Origin of the sequence: Phytohabitans aurantiacus (genome assembly GCF_027923225.1) — a bacterium.
Classification (GTDB): domain Bacteria; phylum Actinomycetota; class Actinomycetes; order Mycobacteriales; family Micromonosporaceae; genus Phytohabitans; species Phytohabitans aurantiacus.
Genome location: NZ_BSDI01000026.1, coordinates 75,014 through 92,525, shown reverse-complemented (window position 1 = coordinate 92,525; position 17,512 = coordinate 75,014). Strand labels below are relative to the sequence as shown.

The 17,512-nt window shown below is 72.0% G+C and carries 13 protein-coding genes; 4 read left to right on the top strand and 9 right to left on the bottom strand.

Annotated features, from left to right (window positions below; translation table 11 throughout):
• Positions 1-16 precede the first annotated feature (16 nt).
• A complete protein-coding gene (katG, locus tag QMG73_RS24825) occupies positions 17-2,203 on the top strand; it encodes a catalase/peroxidase HPI (protein WP_281899495.1) in 2,187 nt (728 codons plus the stop codon).
• Here the strand turns inward: katG and QMG73_RS24820 are convergent.
• A complete protein-coding gene (locus QMG73_RS24820; RefSeq protein WP_281899494.1) occupies positions 2,166-3,410 on the bottom strand; it encodes an MFS transporter in 1,245 nt (414 codons plus the stop codon). The genes katG and QMG73_RS24820 overlap by 38 nt on opposite strands.
• 84 nt (positions 3,411-3,494) lie before the next feature.
• Between QMG73_RS24820 and QMG73_RS24815 the strand changes: the two genes are divergently transcribed.
• Complete coding sequence (locus tag QMG73_RS24815; protein WP_281899492.1) at positions 3,495-3,947, top strand: MarR family winged helix-turn-helix transcriptional regulator; 453 nt, start codon at positions 3,495-3,497, stop codon at positions 3,945-3,947.
• Here QMG73_RS24815 and QMG73_RS24810 read toward each other — a convergent pair.
• Entirely contained in the window at positions 3,916-4,824 is a 909-nt protein-coding gene (locus QMG73_RS24810) for a LysR family transcriptional regulator (RefSeq protein WP_281899490.1), read from the bottom strand. The genes QMG73_RS24815 and QMG73_RS24810 overlap by 32 nt on opposite strands.
• Positions 4,825-4,894: 70 nt before the next feature.
• Between QMG73_RS24810 and QMG73_RS24805 the strand changes: the two genes are divergently transcribed.
• A complete protein-coding gene (locus tag QMG73_RS24805; protein ID WP_281899488.1) occupies positions 4,895-5,857 on the top strand; it encodes a threonine ammonia-lyase in 963 nt (320 codons plus the stop codon).
• On the opposite strand, the gene QMG73_RS24800 is transcribed toward QMG73_RS24805, so the two are convergent.
• Positions 5,829-7,127 carry a glycoside hydrolase family 6 protein gene (locus tag QMG73_RS24800; protein WP_281899485.1) on the bottom strand — a complete coding sequence of 433 codons (1,299 nt, stop codon included), beginning with the start codon at positions 7,125-7,127 and terminating at the stop codon, positions 5,829-5,831. The genes QMG73_RS24805 and QMG73_RS24800 overlap by 29 nt on opposite strands.
• Positions 7,128-7,189: 62 nt before the next feature.
• On the opposite strand from QMG73_RS24800, the gene QMG73_RS24795 reads away from it, so the two are divergent.
• Positions 7,190-7,996 (top strand): class I SAM-dependent methyltransferase, encoded by an 807-nt coding sequence (locus QMG73_RS24795; RefSeq protein ID WP_281899546.1) that lies wholly within the window; start codon positions 7,190-7,192, stop codon positions 7,994-7,996.
• A gap of 42 nt (positions 7,997-8,038) precedes the next feature.
• Here the strand turns inward: QMG73_RS24795 and QMG73_RS24790 are convergent, their stop codons facing one another.
• The 6 genes from QMG73_RS24790 to QMG73_RS24765 form a co-directional block, all read right to left on the bottom strand.
• On the bottom strand, positions 8,039-9,508 hold the full coding sequence (locus QMG73_RS24790) for an MFS transporter (protein ID WP_281899484.1): 1,470 nt from the start codon (positions 9,506-9,508) through the stop codon (positions 8,039-8,041).
• Positions 9,509-10,468: 960 nt separating this feature from the next.
• On the bottom strand, positions 10,469-12,133 hold the full coding sequence (locus tag QMG73_RS24785) for a glucuronyl esterase domain-containing protein (RefSeq protein ID WP_281899482.1): 1,665 nt from the start codon (positions 12,131-12,133) through the stop codon (positions 10,469-10,471).
• Positions 12,134-12,266: 133 nt separating this feature from the next.
• A complete protein-coding gene (locus QMG73_RS24780) occupies positions 12,267-12,944 on the bottom strand; it encodes an RraA family protein (RefSeq protein WP_281899481.1) in 678 nt (225 codons plus the stop codon).
• A gap of 25 nt (positions 12,945-12,969) precedes the next feature.
• Positions 12,970-14,244 carry an alpha/beta fold hydrolase gene (locus QMG73_RS24775; protein ID WP_281899480.1) on the bottom strand — a complete coding sequence of 425 codons (1,275 nt, stop codon included), beginning with the start codon at positions 14,242-14,244 and terminating at the stop codon, positions 12,970-12,972.
• A 438-nt stretch (positions 14,245-14,682) separates the two neighbouring features.
• Positions 14,683-15,333, bottom strand: a complete 651-nt coding sequence (locus tag QMG73_RS24770; RefSeq protein WP_281899479.1) for a response regulator — start codon at positions 15,331-15,333, stop codon at positions 14,683-14,685.
• A 7-nt stretch (positions 15,334-15,340) separates the two neighbouring features.
• The gene (locus QMG73_RS24765) at positions 15,341-17,488 is read right to left on the bottom strand and encodes a sensor histidine kinase (RefSeq protein WP_281899478.1); all 2,148 of its coding nucleotides are present in this window, start codon (positions 17,486-17,488) and stop codon (positions 15,341-15,343) included.
• Between the last annotated feature and the right edge of the window lie 24 nt (positions 17,489-17,512).

Genomic DNA, 17,512 nt, shown 5'->3' with positions numbered 1-17,512 from the left:
GCCTAAGGAGAGCAACGTGGCAAGTGAGAACAATGGCCTCATCTCGGGCGAGGCCCCCGTGCGCCCGCCGAAGGCGAGGTCCAACCGTGACTGGTGGCCCAACCAGCTGGACGTGAGCGTCCTGCACCAGAACCCGCCCGCCGGTGACCCGATGGGCGACTTCGACTACGCCGCCGAGTTCAAGACCCTTGACCTCGCCGCGGTGAAGGCGGACATCCACGAGGTCATGACCACCTCGCAGGACTGGTGGCCGGCCGACTACGGCCACTACGGGCCGCTGTTCATCCGGATGGCGTGGCACAGCGCCGGCACGTACCGCACGAGCGACGGCCGTGGCGGTGGCGGCTCCGGCGACCAGCGCTTCGCGCCGCTGAACAGCTGGCCGGACAACGCGAGCCTCGACAAGGCGCGGCGCCTGCTGTGGCCGGTCAAGAAGAAGTACGGCAAGAAGATCTCGTGGGCCGACCTGATGATCCTCGCGGGCAACGTCGCGCTGGAGTCGATGGGCTTCAAGACCTTCGGCTTCGCCGGCGGCCGCGCCGACGTCTGGGAGCCGGAGGAGGTCAACTGGGGTACCGAGGACACCTGGCTCGGCGACAAGCGCTACAGCGGCGACCGCGAGCTCGCCAAGCCGTACGGCGCGGTGCAGATGGGCCTGATCTACGTCAACCCCGAGGGCCCCAACGGCAACCCGAACGCGCTCGCGGCCGCCCGCGACATCCGGGAGACGTTCGGCCGGATGGCGATGAACGACGAGGAGACCGTGGCGCTCATCGCCGGCGGTCACACGTTCGGCAAGGCGCACGGCGCCGCCAACCCCGACCGGAACGTCGGTCCGGAGCCGGAGGCCGCTCCGATCCAGGAGATGGGCCTGGGCTGGAAGAACGCCCACGGCACCGGCAAGGGTGGCGACACCATCACCAGCGGACTCGAAGGCGCGTGGACGCCCACGCCGACCGCGTGGGACAACAGCTTCTTCGAGACGCTGTTCAGCTTCGAGTGGGAGCAGACCGAGAGCCCCGCCGGCGCGAAGCAGTGGAAGCCGACCGATCCGGCCGCGGGCGATCTGGTACCGGACGCACACGACGCGTCGAAGCGCCACGCGCCGATGATGCTCACGACCGACCTCGCCCTGCGCGTGGACCCGATCTACGAGCCGATCGCGCGCCGCTTCTACGAGAACCCGCAGGAGTTCGCCGACGCCTTCGCCAAGGCGTGGTTCAAGCTCACCCACCGCGACATGGGCCCGATCGCCCGGTACCTGGGCCCCGAGGTCCCCGCTGAGCCGCAGATCTGGCAGGACCCGGTCCCGCCGGTGACGCACGAGCTGGTCGGCGCGGATGACATCGCCGCTCTCAAGGAGACGATCCTCGGCTCGGGCCTGTCCATCGCCGAGCTGGTCGCCACCGCGTGGGCGTCGGCGTCGACGTTCCGCGGCACCGACAAGCGCGGTGGGGCCAACGGCGCCCGCGTCCGCCTCGCGCCGCAGAACGAGTGGGAGGTCAACGACCCGGCCCAGCTGGCGAAGGTCCTGCGGACCCTGGAGACGATCCAGCAGCGGTTCAACGCGACCGCTGGCGCCAAGCAGGTCTCGCTCGCCGACCTGATCGTGCTCGGCGGTGCCGCCGCCGTGGAGCGGGCCGCCAAGAACGCCGGGGTCGACGTCGAGGTTCCGTTCACGCCGGGGCGCACCGACGCCACGCAGGAGCAGACCGACGTGGAGTCGTTCGCGGTACTGGAGCCCACCGCCGACGGTTTCCGCAACTACCTCGGCAAGGGCCAGGTACGCCCGACCGAGCAGCTGCTGGTCAACCGGGCCCAGCTGTTGACGCTGAGCGCCCCGGAGATGACCGTGCTGGTCGGTGGCCTGCGGGTGCTGAACGCCAACACCCAGCAGTCCAAGCACGGCGTGTTCACCGAGCGGCTGGAGACGTTGAGCAACGACTTCTTCGTCAACCTGCTCGACTTCGGTACCACGTGGGAAGCGACCTCGGACGAGGAGGAGACGTTCGAGGGCCGCGACACCGCCACGGGCGAGGTGAAGTGGACCGCCACCCGCGTCGACCTGGTCTTCGGCTCGAACTCGGTCCTGCGGGCGCTTGCGGAGGTCTACGCGAGCGACGACGCGAAGGAGAAGTTCGTGCGTGACTTCGTCGCCGCGTGGGTCAAGGTCGCCAACCTCGACCGCTTCGAACTGGTCTGATCCGCCTACTGGCGAACCGCGAAGGCACCGTGCGATCCCGCGCGGTGCCTTCGCCGTACCGGAGCGCCGCTCGGTCCCGGCGCAGGATGTGGACCGCGACGGCCACACCGGTAACCGTCAGCGCGGCACCGACGAGGTAGAGCGAGCGCATGCCGAGGCCGCTGTCGATGACTCGGCCGCCCAGCCAGCCGGCGAAAGCCGCGGCGAGCTGGAATCCGGAGGCGTTGACGGCGATCGCCAAGGTCGGCGCCGAACGGGCGGTCGTGAGGACGCGTGCCTGCATGCCCGGGATGATGGCGAAGGCCAGTACGCCGGTGGCGAAGACCATGATCGTCGCGGTCGCCTTGCTGTCGCCGACGAGCCAGAACAGGGCCAGGACACCGGCGAGGGCGGCGAGCAAGCCGATCAGCGACGGCATCAGCGCCTTGTCGGCCAGCCAACCGCCGAGGAAGTTACCGGCGACCGCGCCGACCCCGTACACGAGCAGCAGCACCGCGACGGCGTCGGCGGTGAATCCGCTGACGCCGGTCAGCAGCGGCGCGATGTATGTGAAGACGGTGATGACGCCGAGGTTGCCCAGTGCGGTGAGGGCGAGCGCCCACTGGACCCGGCGATCGCCGAACACCCGTAGTTCGCTCAGTACCGGCCCCGAGGTGGCGGCGGGTTGGTCGGGTACGAAGCGCAGCACCAGCAGCAGCGCCGCGACACTGACCGCCGCGACCGTCAGGAACGTCGCCCGCCAGCCCACGTTGTGGCCGATGACGGTGCCGATCGGTGTGCCGAGGACGATGCCGAGGTTCATGCCCAGCGCCACCTTGGCCACCGTGGAGGCGTGCTTGTCGGGCGGAGACATCGAGATCGCGGTCGCGATCGCCACGGCGAAGAAGGTGGCCACGACGGAGCCGGCGGCGAACCTCGAAGCCAGCAGGACAGGGTAGTTCGGCGCGATCGCCGAACCGAGGTTGCCGATGACGGATACCGCGATGAGGGCGACGATCAGCGGCTTCCGCGCTACGCGTGCGGTCAGGACGGTGATCGAGGGACCGCCGACGATCATGCCGACCGCGTAGGCGGTCACGAGCAGGCCGGTCGCCGCGACCGAGACAGACAGGTCCGCGGCGACGTCAGGCAGGATGCCCGCGATGACGAACTCACCGGTCGTGAGGCCGAAGACCATGAGCATGAGCGAGAAAATGGGCAAAGGCATCGCCCAGAACCCCCAGGTAGTTCGAGCTTGAATGATGTGAACTAGAACTATCACAGTTCGAAGTAAGGCGCTAGACTCGCTGGCGTGGCAGGCCAGGCGGATGTGGCGACGGATGCGCAGCTCGATCGGGACGTGTGCAAGCTGATACACAAGTTCGTCCAGCGGCTCGACGTGCACGTGCGACGAGTGGCCGAAGACCTGAGCCTGACGCCGTCGCAGGTGATCGCCCTGCGCGAGCTCTCCGAACCGATCACCGCGCGGGAGCTCGCGGTGCGGATGGCGTGCGAGCCCTCGAACGCGACGTTCGTGCTCGACCGGCTGGAGCAGCAAGGGCTCATCGAGCGTCAGCGGCATCCGACCGACCGGCGCGCGAAGCGGATCGTGCTCACGTCAGACGGGCAGCGGGTTCGCGCCGCCGCCGTCGAGCGACTCGGCAGGCAGTCACCGTTGACCGCGTTGGACGGCGGCCAGCAGGAGTCCCTGCGCGATCTGCTGCGTGCGCTCGTTACGGAGCCGCGTCCCGGTGACGCCGTCTGATCAACAGCCGGGCCATCTCGGCCACTGCGGGTGAGGTGTCGGCGGAGCGGGTCGTCACGTGGATGGTCCGCGCGAGGCGTGGCGGGTTGGCGATCGGCAGTACGGTGACGCCGGCGCGGGGAGCGACGGCAAGCTCGGGAACCAGGGCGACGCCGAGGCCGGCCGCGACCAGGTCCAGGATGACGTTGTAGTCGTCGGCCCGGCAGGTCACCCTCGGCTCGAACCCGGCGGCGCGGCCGACCATCTCGGCGATCGCCTGGAACCCCTCGGTGGGCGAGGTCGCGATCCACTCAGCGCCCGCGAAGTCGCGCAGCGACACCGGCGAGGCGTCCGCGGGGCGCAGCCGGGCGGGCACCGCGAGCAGCAGCGGATCGGTCAGCAGGTGGGTCTGCGCGAGGCCACGCAGGTCGGGTTCCGGAAATCTCGCGTACTGGTGGGTGACCGCGAGGTCGAACTCGCCGGCCCGGACAGCGGGCACGGACTGCTCGGGCTCCACCTCGTGAAAGGTGACCGCCACCTTCGGGTACCGCCGGGCGAACGCTGCCAGCGCGGGCATGCACAGCCGGGCCGCCGCCGTGCCGAACGAGGCCATCCGCAGCCGCCCGCCCTGAAGCGTGGCGGTGGCCGTCACCGCCTGCTCGGCCGCTTCCAGGTCGGCCAGTATCCGCGTGGCGTGCTCGACGAGCAGCTCACCGGCGGCGGTCAGCCGCACGCTGCGGGCCGAGCGTTCGAGCAGTTGGGCACCGGTCTGGCGCTCCAGAGCCGACAGCTGCTGCGAGGCGGCCGCCGCACTGCAACCCGCGACGGACGCGGCGCCGGCTATCGAACCGCTGGTGGCGACCGCGACGAGAATCCGCAGCTTGCGAGGGTCGAGCATAAGGCGAGCTTACGCTCAGCGCAGTAAGCGACGGCTTCTTCGGGGCTCGGGTAGCTGCCACGCTCAGCGCATGACCATGACGATCCGAGCGGTCCGCACGCCCACCCTCGCCGACATCGACCGTGCCGCCCGTGCGGTCGCGCAGCACCTGGAGCGGACGCCGGTCGCGGCCGGCATGCCGGAGCTGGCTCTGAAGCTCGAAGGGCTGCAACCGACCGGCTCGTTCAAGGTGCGCGGCGCGCTGGCCGCACTGTCCACGGTGGACGCGGACGTGCCGGTGGTGACCGCGTCGGCCGGCAACCACGCGCTGGGCGTCGCCTTCGCGGCCCACGTGCTCGGCCGGCGCGCCACCGTGGTGACCTCGGCGACCGCCTCGCCCGTCAAGGTCGCCGCCATCCGCCGCTTCGACGTCGACCTCGTACAGGTCGGCACCCGCTACGACGACGCCGAGCGGCACGCCCTCGAACTGGCCGCGCGGGGCGCCCACTTCGTCTCCCCGTACAACGACCCGGACGTGATCGCCGGGCAGGCGACGATCGGGGTCGAGCTCGCCGAGCAGCTCCCTGGCCCGCTGACCGTCGTCTGTGGAGTGGGCGGGGGCGGGCTGTCCGCCGGGCTGGGCCTGTGGGCCTCGACCCGGCCGGACGTACGGGTGGTCGGCGTGGAGCCGGCGGCCTCGGCGGCGATGGCGGCGGCGGTCGCGGCGGGACACCAGGTGCCGATCGAGGTCGGCGCCACGCTCGCGGACGGAGCCGCCGGGAACATCGAGCCCGGCTCGGTCACCATCGACCTCGTCTCCCGGTACGTCGACGAGCTGCTCACCGTGACCGAAGACGAGATCCGGGACGCGATCCGCTTCCTCGCGACGCGGTGCGGCGTCATCGCCGAAGGTGCGGCCGCGGCACCCGTCGCCGCCGTCCTCGCCGGGCGCGTCGCCACCCGTGGACGCGCCGTCGCCGTGGTCTCCGGCCGCAACATCGCCCCGGCGGTACTCGCCGAGATCGTCACAGCGGCGGGTACGCGTTCTGCATGAGCTGCTGGAACTGAGCCGGGAACCAGGCACCCTCGGCCGGCGCGGCGGGCAGGGCGCCGGTGTGGATGCTGCTGCCGCGCGGCGGACCGGTGTACGTCGGGTCGCACATGCGGTCGAAGGGCGTGTCGAGGATGTTGGTGCTGGCGCCGTCGGACTCGCCCGGCGGCTTGATCCAGGCGTACGCGTGGACACCCACGGCGGGCGCGGCGGCGGGGCGCTCGCCGAGGCCGGCGCCCGCCTGGTTGCAGTAGTTCGACTTGATGAAGCGCCGGTCGATCCGGGACTCGTCGACGAACCTGTTGAGGTCCAGCGAGGTGCTGGGCGCGGTTGGCCGGGCGGAGCCGCCCCACCCGTTGCGCGAGGTGTCGACCAGGAAGCCGATATCGGGGGAGAAGCCGGCCGCGACGAGCTCGCCGCGCAGCGCCTGTGCGAAGGTCAGCTCGTCGTTGAAGTGGTTCCAGTCGATCCAGCGCGTGGTCCGGGTCCGGTCGTCGACGGCGACGAACGGCTCCCGCAGTGCCGAGTAGTTGGCCGTGTTGGTGGCGAAGCCGCGCACGTAGGCGGGCATGCTGCCGGACGCGCTGGCGGCCTGCCGCAACAAGGCGATGGTGGGCGCCCGGTTGTCGGGCCACCCGATCACGCCGTGGTGCGTCACGTCGACGTAGTTGTACACATTGGACAGCGCGCCGAGCTTGGCGAGCGCGTACCCGATCCCTTGCACGTAGCCGCCGTTGGCCGCCATCGCGTTACAGAGGACGGTCGCGTTCCACCGCGTGCCCGTACTGGTGACAAGGCTGGGCAGCGAGTTGGGCTCGATGACCGTGACGATCCGCAGGTTGGCGTAGGCGGGCCGGGCGAGGAGCCCGGCGATCGGGTCGATGAACTCCGCCTTGTACCGCGGCAGGTCGCCCGGGCCGAGCTCGCCGCCGGACGCCAACCGCCCGCAGTCGCGCCCGGGCAGGTTGTAGAGCACGAGCTGCACGACCGTCGGGCGCCTGGCCGTCTGGGCGACCGCCCGGTCGAGGTGTGCCGCCAGCCCCTGGACGTCGGCGATGCTGTCGAGCCACACCGCGGTCGGCTGGTGTGCGACCCGGTCGCCGCCGGGCTCGGCGAGCGCCTTGGCGCTCCACTCTGGATTGACGTAGACCCGGGCGCCCAGATAGGGGTTGGTGACCCGGGACGTCCGCGGGGCGGCGTGCGCGCCGGCGGCCGCGAATGCGACGAAAGTGGTCGTTAGCGCCGCGGTCACGGCGAGCGTGAAACGCCTCATGACCCGCCAGTCTTGCATAGATAGATATCGATAGCAACGTTTTCGTATAGCGTTGGCACGTGGTGACAGGCCCGCTGGTCGGAGACGTGTTCGGCGCCGTGGTGCGCGATGCCTTCGCGGTGGCGAGGGGCGTGGGCGTGCGCCCGCTCGCCGGCGGCCGGCTGCCGCGGCCGGTGATCGAGATCGTCGAGCGCGACGACGGGCTGATCACCGGGGTGATGGCGGACGGCTACCTGGCCGAGCCGGACCTGTGGCCGGCACACGACCGGCGGGCGCTGGATCTGGTACACGGAAGGGTGCTGGACATCGGCGTGGGTGCCGGGCGGGCGGCGCTGGCGTTGCAGGAGCGCGGCGTGCCCGTGACCGGTCTGGACATCTCGCCCGGCGCGATCGCCGTGTCCCGCGCGCGGGGGGTCCGCGACCTGGCACACGCCACCGTCGAGGAGCACGCCGCTTCTGGCCAGCTATACGACACGTTCCTGCTGATGGGCAACAACCTCGGGCTGCTGGAAGGGCGCGAGCGGGCGCCGGCGTTCCTCGCCGCGCTCGCCCGGATGGCCAGTCCGGGGGCGCGGGTGATCGCGCAGGGCACCGACCCGTACGGCACCACCGACCCGGTCCAGGTCGGCTACCACAAGCGCAACCGCGAGCGCGGCCGGTTCGGCGGGCAGTTGCGGCTGCGGCTGCGCTACCGCGACCTGGCCACGGACTGGTTCGACTACCTGGTCTGCTCGGTCGACGAGCTGTCGGAGCTGCTCGCCGGCACCGGCTGGGAGCTGGCCGCGCTCGACGCCACCGACGCCCCGTACTACGTGGCGACCCTTGTGCAGACGGAGGGCCTTGTACACGCGGAAGGCCACCGGGTCTGACGACCCGGCGGCCTTCTTGGTGGATCAGGCGGCGGCTTCTGGTTAAGCGGCGGCGAGGCGCCGCTTGCGGTTCAGAAGAGGCACGACGTTCAACAGCAGGCCGGCCAGCGCGACGCCCGTGACCAGGTTGATCCCCGGGTGGTACTGGCCGAAGTCAGCCGTCGCCGCGGCCGGCCCGGTCACCGTGACCAGGGCGGTGACCACGGCCAGCACCAGCGCGGCGCCGACCTGGCCGGAGGTCTGCACGAGACCGGCGGCCAGCCCCTGCTCCGAGTCGTCGATGCCCTCGGTGGCCTGCGACATGATCGAGCTGAACCCGAACGCGAACCCGCCACCGAGCAGCAGCATGGTCGGCAGGACCGTCACCAGGTAGTGCGGCACCGTGCCCGAGGTCAGCAGGAACCACACGTACCCGAGGGTCAGCGACGCCATCGCGGTGTTGATGAGCCGCTGCGTCCCGTACCGGTTGATGAGCCCACCCATCAAGGGCGAGGTGAACGCGACCAGGAGCCCGGCGGGCAGCAGGGCCAGCGCCACCTTCAGCGGCGACCAACCCTGGGTGTTCTGCAGGTACAGCGTCATCATGAACTGGAAACTCAGGTACGAGCCCATGAGGGCGACGATGCTCAGGTTGGCCCGGACGATCGAACCCACCCGCAGGATGCCGAGGCGGATCAGCGGGTGCGCGATCCGGTTCTCGGTGACCACGAAGGCGACCAGCAGGGCCACCGCGACCAGTGCCGATCCGAGCGTGACCGGGTCGAGCCAGCCGCGGTCGGGTGCGGAGACGACCGTGTACACGGCCAGCAGCATGCCGCCCGTCAGCGTGGCCGCGCCGACCAGGTCGTGACCGCCACCAGCGGCCGGCCGGTCACGCGGGATCAACGCGAGGCCGGCGGCCAGGGCGATCAGCGCCAGCGGTACGGGGATGAGGAACGTCCACCGCCACCCCAGGCTGGTGAGCAGGCCACCGAGAATGAGGCCGGAGGAGTAACCGCTCGCGCCGAAGACCGTGAAAATCGACAGTGCGCGGTTGCGGGCGGGGCCCTCGGGGAACGTCGTAGTGAGGATCGACATGGCGGTCGGCGCCGTGAACGCGGCGGCGAGACCCTTCACGAACCGGGTCACGATGAGCAGCGTGCCGTCGTCGACAAGTCCGCCGACGAGCGAGGCGACGGCGAAGACCGCGAGGGCGATCAGGAAGATCTTGCGCCGCCCGAGGAGGTCCGCGGTGCGGCCCCCCAGTAGCAGCAGGCCCCCGTAGCCCAGCACGTAGCCATTGACGATCCACTGCAGCGAGGTGGTCGACATGCCCAGGTCGGTGCCGATGGACGGCAGCGCCACACCAACCATGGAAACATCGAGACCATCGAGGAACAGCACGGTGCACAGCACCGCGAGCACACCCCAGAGCCGAGGCGTCCAGCGCTGTGCGGCTGGCTCGTGCGCGGTCGACGGGATGGTCGCGGTCGCGGCGCGCGCCGGACCGGTGGAGGCTTCGGTGATAGACACGTCGGGAACATTAGATGCACGTGCATCAGATGTCCATGCACAGAATGTCGGCGCATGTAATGCGGGTGCATCTACGCGGCTTGGCGAGTACTATGCGCGACAACCCTTGCCGGATGGTGCCTGACCTGCGAAAACGCGCTCCTTCCCAGCCTGTCAGGGGTGTGGAGCCGCCGGCAAACCGCTAGCTCGCGGATCACTGTGACAAGCGCCGCACCCCAAGATCTGCCTCCGCGTTTCTCGGGTGGGCTGTCGCGCTCTCTGCGCATGGCTCGCTGCGCTCTCCGCGTGGTTGCCTGCGCTCTCCGCGTGGTTGCCCGCGCTCTCCGCGTGGTTCCGCGCTCTGCGCGTGGTTGCCCGCGCTCTCCGCGCCGATCAAGGGCGAATGCACGTGGTTGGATCTCTGATCTGCGCGCGGGGGCCGCGCGGCGAGCGCGGTGCGGCGTGTCGCCACGCCGGTTGCGCCGATCAAGGGCGAACGCACGTGGTTGGATCTCTTTTCCGCGTGCGTTTGCCCTTGATCCATGCAAATGCCCTTGATCGCGCGTTCCTCGCGGAAGTGGGTGGGTCTTCGAGCGGGTGGCGCCGTTCGGCGCCTTCTCCGCGCCGATCAAGGGCGAACGCACGCGCTTGGATCTCTTTTCCGCGTGCATTTGGCCATGATCGATGCGATGTTCCTTGATCGGCGGGCCGTTCGCAGCCGGGGGCGCCGGGTGCAGGCGCCGCCGCCCGCCGCCGTCCACTGCCGTCGGCCGGCGCCCGCCGGCTGGAGCGCCGTCCGCTGCCGGCTGCCGGTTGCAGTGGCGCTGCCCGCTGCCCGCCGCCCGCCGGCGCGGGGCTGGGGCGGCTGGCTGCGGCGGCGTCGATCAGGAGATGTCCATCGATCAAGGGCGGACGCACGCGGATCCACGATCGAGCCACGTGCGTCCGCCCTTGATCGGTGGGACTTGTGCGAGGGGCGAGTTAGCGGGGGGTACAGGTTGGGGTCATGCCGGTGCCGGTACCCGAGCCCTGGAAGCCGAACTCGGTGGACTGGCCGGCGGCGACGTTGCCGTTGTAGGCGACGTTGGTGAACTGGACCGCCCCGCTGTTACCGCTGCGGTTGACGTTCCAGGCATTGGTGACGCTGGCGCCCGACGGCAGCGTCATTGAAACCGTCCAGCCGGAGATCGACGAGGAGCCGGCGGTGACCCGTACCGTCGCGACGAAGCCGCCGGTCCACTGGTTGAGCGATACCGATGCCGCGCAGCCGCTGCCGGTCGGCGGGCTCGTCGGCGGTGTGGTGGGTGGCGTGGTCGGCGGGGTGGTGGGGGGAGTGGTGGGCGGCGTGGTCGGAGGGGTCGTGGGCGGTGTCGTCGGAGGCGTGGTCGCCGGGCCGTCACCGAGGACCGGCGTCGTCCAGTCGCGCCACTCGGCCAGGTTGCCCGGCTTGCGGCTGGAGATGCGGAACGTGCCGGCCGCGTTGCCCGTCTTCAGCAGGAACTTCTGGATGGTCTGCTGCAGCGGCGTACGCCATTCTGGCCGGCTGGCGCAGTGGGTGCCGTCGGCGACGTCTGACCAGTACGTGATGTTGTCGCCCGCGCCGAGCGCCTTGTAGACCTCGGCACCGGCGAGAGCCGCGTTGCTGCCGGACCGCGCGGCGAGCCAGTCGATGTGCGGGTTCTCCATGATGAACAGCCCGCGCGGCGCGACCATGGCCACCGCCGAGTGCGTGTCGATGGGCAGCGTGTTCGGGTTGCCGGTGAAGGCGCTGAACGCGTCGCCGAGCCACGGCTGCTCACCGTAGGCGCTGCTCAGCGGCTGTGAACCCGATTCGCCGGGAATGCCGCGGAAGATGGGCGCGCCGCCGCTGCCCGACTCGATGGGCATGGTCAGGCCGATGCGCTGGTCGAACACGCCGGCGACGAAGGCGCCCTTGCCGTACCGGGAGCACCCCGTGACGCCGGTCGCGTCGGCGCGCAGGATGTTGCCGCCGGACTGCTCGATCACGTCGATGATTCGGCTGACGCCCCAGGCCCAGGCCATCAGTAGGCCGGTGCTGCTGGTGTTGCCGTAGATGGTGTAGAACGCGCCCTGCTTGTTGTTGCGCGCCGTGCCCTCCCGGCCGACCGTGAAGGGGTCGTAGCTGATCACGGCGGCGCCGGAGGCGCGGATGGTCGCCGTGTCGGCGCCGAACCCGCCGTAGACCACGACAGCCGGGAACGGGCCGGTGCCGCTGGGCAGCTGCACGCTGGCCGAGAAGCTGGAGCTCCGGCCGTTGTGCGACACGTTGACAGTGATGCTGGAACCGGAGACCGTGCCGGTGACGCTGGCGGGCTTGGCAGGCTTGTCGCCGTAGACGTACCTCTCCGACAGCTCCCTGATCTCCGCCCGCCGGCAGCGCCAGTCGGCCTTCGTGGAGATGCGGGTGCCGTCTACTTTCCGGAACGGGTCCGGAAGCCGGGAGTTGGAGGTCAGCGAGACGTTTCCGGGTACCGGACAGTCGGCACCCTCGTCTTCGACGAGCGCGGCGGCCATGGCATTCGTGGTTTTAAAGACCACGGTCACCGCGCCGGTGGCGGCGAGTGCCGTCACCGCCAGCGCGATGATCGTTTTGCGGATCTTAGGGCGGCCCGAGCCGATGAACACTAGGGCTCTCCTTCCGGGTGAGAAGCCGCGGCGTGATCGATGATCACGAATATTGAGTACGTCAAGTGTCGGCCACCCTCTTCCGGGGTGTCAACGTCATCTCCCGGAAGTTTTCCGATAGCGAGATCGGGTGTCAGATGGTGAAACGGAGACTCGACTGCTCGCCGCGTGCCAGCCGCTCGGTGTGGTCGGCCAGGTTGACGCAGTCGCCGAGAGCGGCGCCCTGAGCCAGCCAGTCTGCGACCCGCGCCTCGGTCGCCATGAGCTTGGCGGCGGCGGTGAGGGACCCGATCGCGGTGGCGGGGTCGAGCACCACGATGCCGTCGTGGTCGGCGATGACGATGTCGCCGGCGCCGACCCGGACACCACCGCAGCTGACCGTCTCGCCGACCGTGGCGAGGCGCGTGGTCGTGCCCGCCATCGGGGTGACGTGGCGGCTGTAGACCGGCAGGTCGCAGGACGCGACGAAGCGCAGGTCGCGGTAGCCGCCGTCGACGACAATGCCGGCCAGCCCCTTGGCGAGCGCGGCGCGGGCGAACAGTTCGCCGGCAAGGGCGGTCTCGTGGCCGCCGCCGTCGACCACCACGACGTCGCCCGGTCCGGCGTACTCGATGGCCTGGACGACGCCGAGGAAGTCGTGGCGGCAGCGCACGGTCACGGCCGGTCCACACAGGATCGGGTTGCTCGACCGGCATCGCAGGGCTGGCGACATCGCCCTGGTGTCCTTGGCCACGTCGCACAGCGCGGTGGTGTCGACCCTCGCGGCGAGCCGGCGGATCGTGGCCAGGTCGTCTGCTGTTGACTGCGGCACGATGCGACGTTACCTGTCTCGCGGCTCAGCGGGGCGGCTGTTCCGATGTGTACGCGGGCAGCGGCTTGCCGAGCAGGAACGCGCGGAGCAAATCGAGGTACACCGCCGGCTGGTCGCTGGCGATCGCGTGGCCGGCGTCCTCGACGTACACCAGGGTCGCTTCGGGCAGGGTCCGCTTGTAGTCGTAGGTGACGGCCCATTTCTTGTAGTCACCCTCCGCGCGCATCACGAGCGCTGGCACGTGTACCTGCCGGAGGGCGGGCCGCGGGTCGGCGACGCGCTCGGCGTCCAGGCTGGTGAGCTGGTTGGCGTAGAAGCCCGGCATGTTGTCCGGCGCCCGCAGGGGCGGTGCGCCCGGGTACTGGGCGGCCGGCGCGGCGGCGAGCAGGACCTCCCGGAACAGCAGGTCGGCCTCGGCGTCGCCCATCAACGCGTGCGCCGCGTCAGGGTTGATGCCCTGCAGCAGCGAGGCTGCCACGAACCGCGGCCGGTACGATAGCGCGTCGATCTCGGCCTCCTGCGCCGGCGTGAGGCGGTCCCAGATGTCACCGGTGTCGCCGTCCGGGAATGCGCCGTCCCACAGGGCCCCGGGCGAGGTGAAGGCCACCTTGGCGACGTGCTGCGGGTACGCCGCCAGGTAGTGGGCCGCGAGCGTCGCGCCCCAGGACTGGCCAAACAGGACCATCTTGTCCGCCCCGATGGCCTGCCGGATGGCCTCCAGGTCCGCGACGTGGCGGGCGACCGTGTATCCGTTCACATCGGACAGTCGCGTGGAGCGCCCGCTGCCGAGCTGGTCGTACTCGTAGACGTCGAAACCGTCGGCGGTGAGCGCGCGGCCGGTGTCGTCGATGCCGTCGCCGGGCGTGCCGGGTCCACCGTGGAGGAACACCACCGGCGTGGGGCGGGGCGTGCCGCGGGCGGGCGCCTTGCTGTACGCCAGCCGGGATCCGGTCGGCAGGTCCCAGTACCGCAGGCCGGTGGGCTCCGACGCGGCGGTGACTGTCGGCAGTGGACGGAAGACGGTCAGGATCGCGAGGCCGGCGGTGGCGACGGCGAGTATGCCGGCGAGGGCCGCCGCGGCGGTACGCCGGCGGGTGCTGCGCAGCAGCGCGAAGGCCGGCCAGGCGAGCAGGAACGCGACCGAGGCCAGGGCGGCGAGGCCGGCGGCGGCGAGGACGGGGATCGTGGCGGTGACGGCGGCGGTGCCGAGGAAGGCGAGGGCGCCGGCGGTGAGGGCCAGCACGATCGCAAGGAGTAGGAGCGTGACGCCGGCGGCGCGGCGAAGCAGTGTGCGTACCATGGCGATGACGCTATGCGGGCGAAACGGACTTTCCGTCGTGCTGTGGAACGGTTCTCCGCCCGTCCGAAGCGGCCTCCCAGCGGGGCGGCACCCCCGCCGCGCGGCGGGGGTCGGGTCGTGCGGCGGGGCGGGCCGCGCCGGCCCGCCGATCAAGGGCGATTGCATCGATCAAGGGCGAACGCACGTGGTTTTGAGATCAAAGCACGTGCGTTCGCCCTTGATCGGCGGGCAGAGCGCGCGGCGGCGCGGCGCGGCGGGCAGAGCGTGCGGCGGCGCGGCGCGGCGGGCGCGGCGGGAGGGCGCGCGGCGGGGGTGGCGGGGAGTGCGCGCGGCGGGCACGGGTGCGGCGGCGCGGCGGGGTACGGCGGCCCGGGCGTGGCGGCGCGGCGGCGTGGCCGGGTGAGCGCGCGGCCGCGCGGGCGGTCCGGCGGGCGGGGGTTAGAGGCCGGGGCGGATTAGGCCGGTTTCGTATGCGGCTATCGTGGCCTGGACGCGGTCGCGGACGCCGAGTTTGCTCAGGATCACGGCAACGTGGTCCTTGACCGTTGCGGGACTGATGCCGAGCGCCGCAGCCGCCTCCATGTTGGACAGTCCACGTGCGACCTGCCGGAGGACGTCGGTTTCGCGCGGGGTCAGCGTGGCGAGGCGGCCGGCGTCGTCGGGGCCGGGGCCCGCCGCGAACCGGTCGATCAGGCGCCTGGTCACGCCCGGGTCGAGGAGCGCGTCGCCGGCCGCCACCACGCGTACCGCGTCGACCACGCGCTCGGGCTCGGCGTCCTTGAGCAGGAACCCGGCGGCCCCGGCGCGCAGCGCGGCGAACACGTACTCGTCGAGGCCGAAGGTGGTCAGCACGACCACCCGCGTGGCCGGTACCTCGGCGGTGATGCGCGCGGTGGCGGTGAGCCCGTCGACGCCCGGCATGCGGATGTCGAGCACGGCCACGTCTGGCCGCAGCGCGAGGGCCTGCGCGACGGCGGCCTCCCCGTCGGCGCTCTGCCCGACCACCTCGATGTCGGCCTCGGCCGCGAGCACGGCGGCGATACCGGCTCGCACGACCGCCTGGTCGTCGGCCACCATGACACGGATCATGTGACCATCATCCCGGTAGCCACACGCTGGTCGAATCGGCGGCCGCCGCCGTCACCGCGCCACCGGCGGCGTCGGCGAGCGCGCGCAGCCGCCGGACCTCCACACCGTCCGGCCGGGGCGCGGTGAGCCGCACACCGTCCACAAGGTACGTGACGGTCAGCGTGCCGTCGGCTCGCAGCATCAGGTCGGCCAACCGGTACGCGGCGACCTCCATCTCCGGCGCGATCGCCCGCCGGCTACCCGAGTACCGGACCGTGGCGCGCCGCCGGGCCGCCAGTACCGCGACGCCCGCGATCGTCGGCGGTGGCTCGTGGCCGGCGTCGATCCCGCCGGCGCGCAGCTCCGTCAGCAGCTCGCGCATGGCGGCGAGCCCGGCACGCGCCTCGGTGAGCACATCGGACAGCCGGCCGGCCTCCGCCGCGTCGACCACCGCCTCGGCGTGGCGGCGGGCGGTGACCCGCAGGCCGGCCGCGATGCGCCGCCGCTCCGTCTCGACCGCCGCGACGGCGTCCGCCTCGACCGTGGCGCGCCGGGCCGCGATGCGCCGCCGCCTGGCACGGACCAGGATCCCAATGGCCCATGCCAGGAGCGCCGGACCGGCCAGCACCGTCGAGAAGATCACCCAGCCGGCGACGACATCGCCGGTCAGCCCGCTGACGAACACGAACCCGTCGACGGCGGCGATCGCGAGCGGCGCCGGCCAGCCACGCCGCGTCCGGTAGGCGCCCACCGAGTACGCGAGCACGAGCTGCGCCCACAGCGTCCAGCCCAGCAGGTCGGTGCCCTCGGCGGGGGTCCAGCCGGCGACCTCGGCGCCCAGCCAGGCCAGCAGCGCCGCCAGGTTGGCCAGTACCGCTCGCATCGGCGCGAGCCGCCGCCAGCGCAGGGGCGCCGCGAAGAGCACCAGGAGAAGCATGAGCAGGGCGGTACCCGGGTCGGGGTGCGACAGCGGGTCCGGCGAGCTTCCGGGCAGGAGGCCGGCGCCCAGCGGCAGCGCGATCGCCAGTACGGTCAGCGCCCAGTCCAGCGCGGCCGGTCCCCGCCAGGCCGGGCGGCGCCCGGGTGCCGGGGCGGTCGCCGGCAGTACGGCGCGCACCGTCCAGCCGGTGCCTTCCGGGCCGGCGTCGAATGTCCCGCCCGCCGCGCGTACCGCCTCACGCAGTCCCGCCAGGCCGCCGCCGCTGCCCACGCCGGCCGCCGCGGGGGTACCGCCGCTGTCCGCCACCGTCACGGCGAGCCGTTCCGCGTCCGCCGCGATCCGGACGCTCACCGGAGCGCCACCGGCGTACCGTGCGGTGTTCGTCAGCGCCTCCCGCACGACCCGGTACGCCAGCGCGCCGGCCTCGACCGGCCCCGCGCCGCCGGTGCGGGTGTAGGTGACCTCGGGGCGCTCCGCGACAAGCGTGTCGACGTCGTCCAGCCCTCCCGCCGGCACGTCCTCGTCGAGATCGGCCAGCCGGTCCAGCTCGGCGAGGGCCTGCCGTCCCGCCTCGATCGCGTGCCGGCCCGCTTCCGCAACGAGTTCGGGGTCGCCGAGCCGGTGCGCCGCGGCGGCCGACACGACGATCCCGGTGAGCCGGTGCGCCGCCACGTCGTGCAGCTCGGCGGCCAGCCGGCGCCGCTCGCCCGCGGCGGCGTACAGCGCGATGGCCGGCGCCTCCGCGTCGAATACCGCCACCGCCGCCGCGTCGGTGCGACGGCGGCGTCGCGAGCGCCCCCACACCCATCCGGCGGCAGCCCCGGCGACCGCGATCAAGGCGTACCCGATGAGCGCGCGCGGTGACCCGCCACGCAGCGCGACCGTCGCGGTGAGGGCGACCACCGTACCGAGGCCGCCGAGCGCGGCGACGCCGGCCGTGCGGTGCGTGGCCAGCGCGAGAAACGCGAACGCCGCGGCCACGAACCCGAACGGCGCCCGCTCGCCGAGGCCGGCTCCGAGCGGCACCGCCGCGGCGAGCGTCGCGACCAGGGCCGGTCCGGGCGCGATCCGGCGCCACAGCAGGGCCGCGCACGCGACCGCCGTCCCGGCGGCGGCCAGCGCGATCGCGGTGCCGTCGGCGGGCTCGCCGAGCCAGCCGGGGACCAGCGGCCACCACAGCGCCTGTAGCACGGCCAGCGCCGCGGGCAGCGGCGCCTCCCGCCATCGCGGTCTCACCGTGGAACCGTAGCCGGCGAAGAT

What these genes read in the sequence shown, in the direction of transcription:
- QMG73_RS24820 (WP_281899494.1), bottom strand. Translation starts at nt 3,410, where the DNA reads ATGCCTTTGCCCATTTTCTCGCTCATGCTCATGGTCTTCGGCCTCACG.
- QMG73_RS24810 (WP_281899490.1), bottom strand. Translation starts at nt 4,824, where the DNA reads ATGCTCGACCCTCGCAAGCTGCGGATTCTCGTCGCGGTCGCCACCAGC.
- QMG73_RS24805 (WP_281899488.1), top strand. Translation starts at nt 4,895, where the DNA reads ATGACCATGACGATCCGAGCGGTCCGCACGCCCACCCTCGCCGACATC.
- QMG73_RS24800 (WP_281899485.1), bottom strand. Translation starts at nt 7,127, where the DNA reads ATGAGGCGTTTCACGCTCGCCGTGACCGCGGCGCTAACGACCACTTTC.
- QMG73_RS24775 (WP_281899480.1), bottom strand. Translation starts at nt 14,244, where the DNA reads ATGGTACGCACACTGCTTCGCCGCGCCGCCGGCGTCACGCTCCTACTC.
- QMG73_RS24770 (WP_281899479.1), bottom strand. Translation starts at nt 15,333, where the DNA reads ATGATCCGTGTCATGGTGGCCGACGACCAGGCGGTCGTGCGAGCCGGT.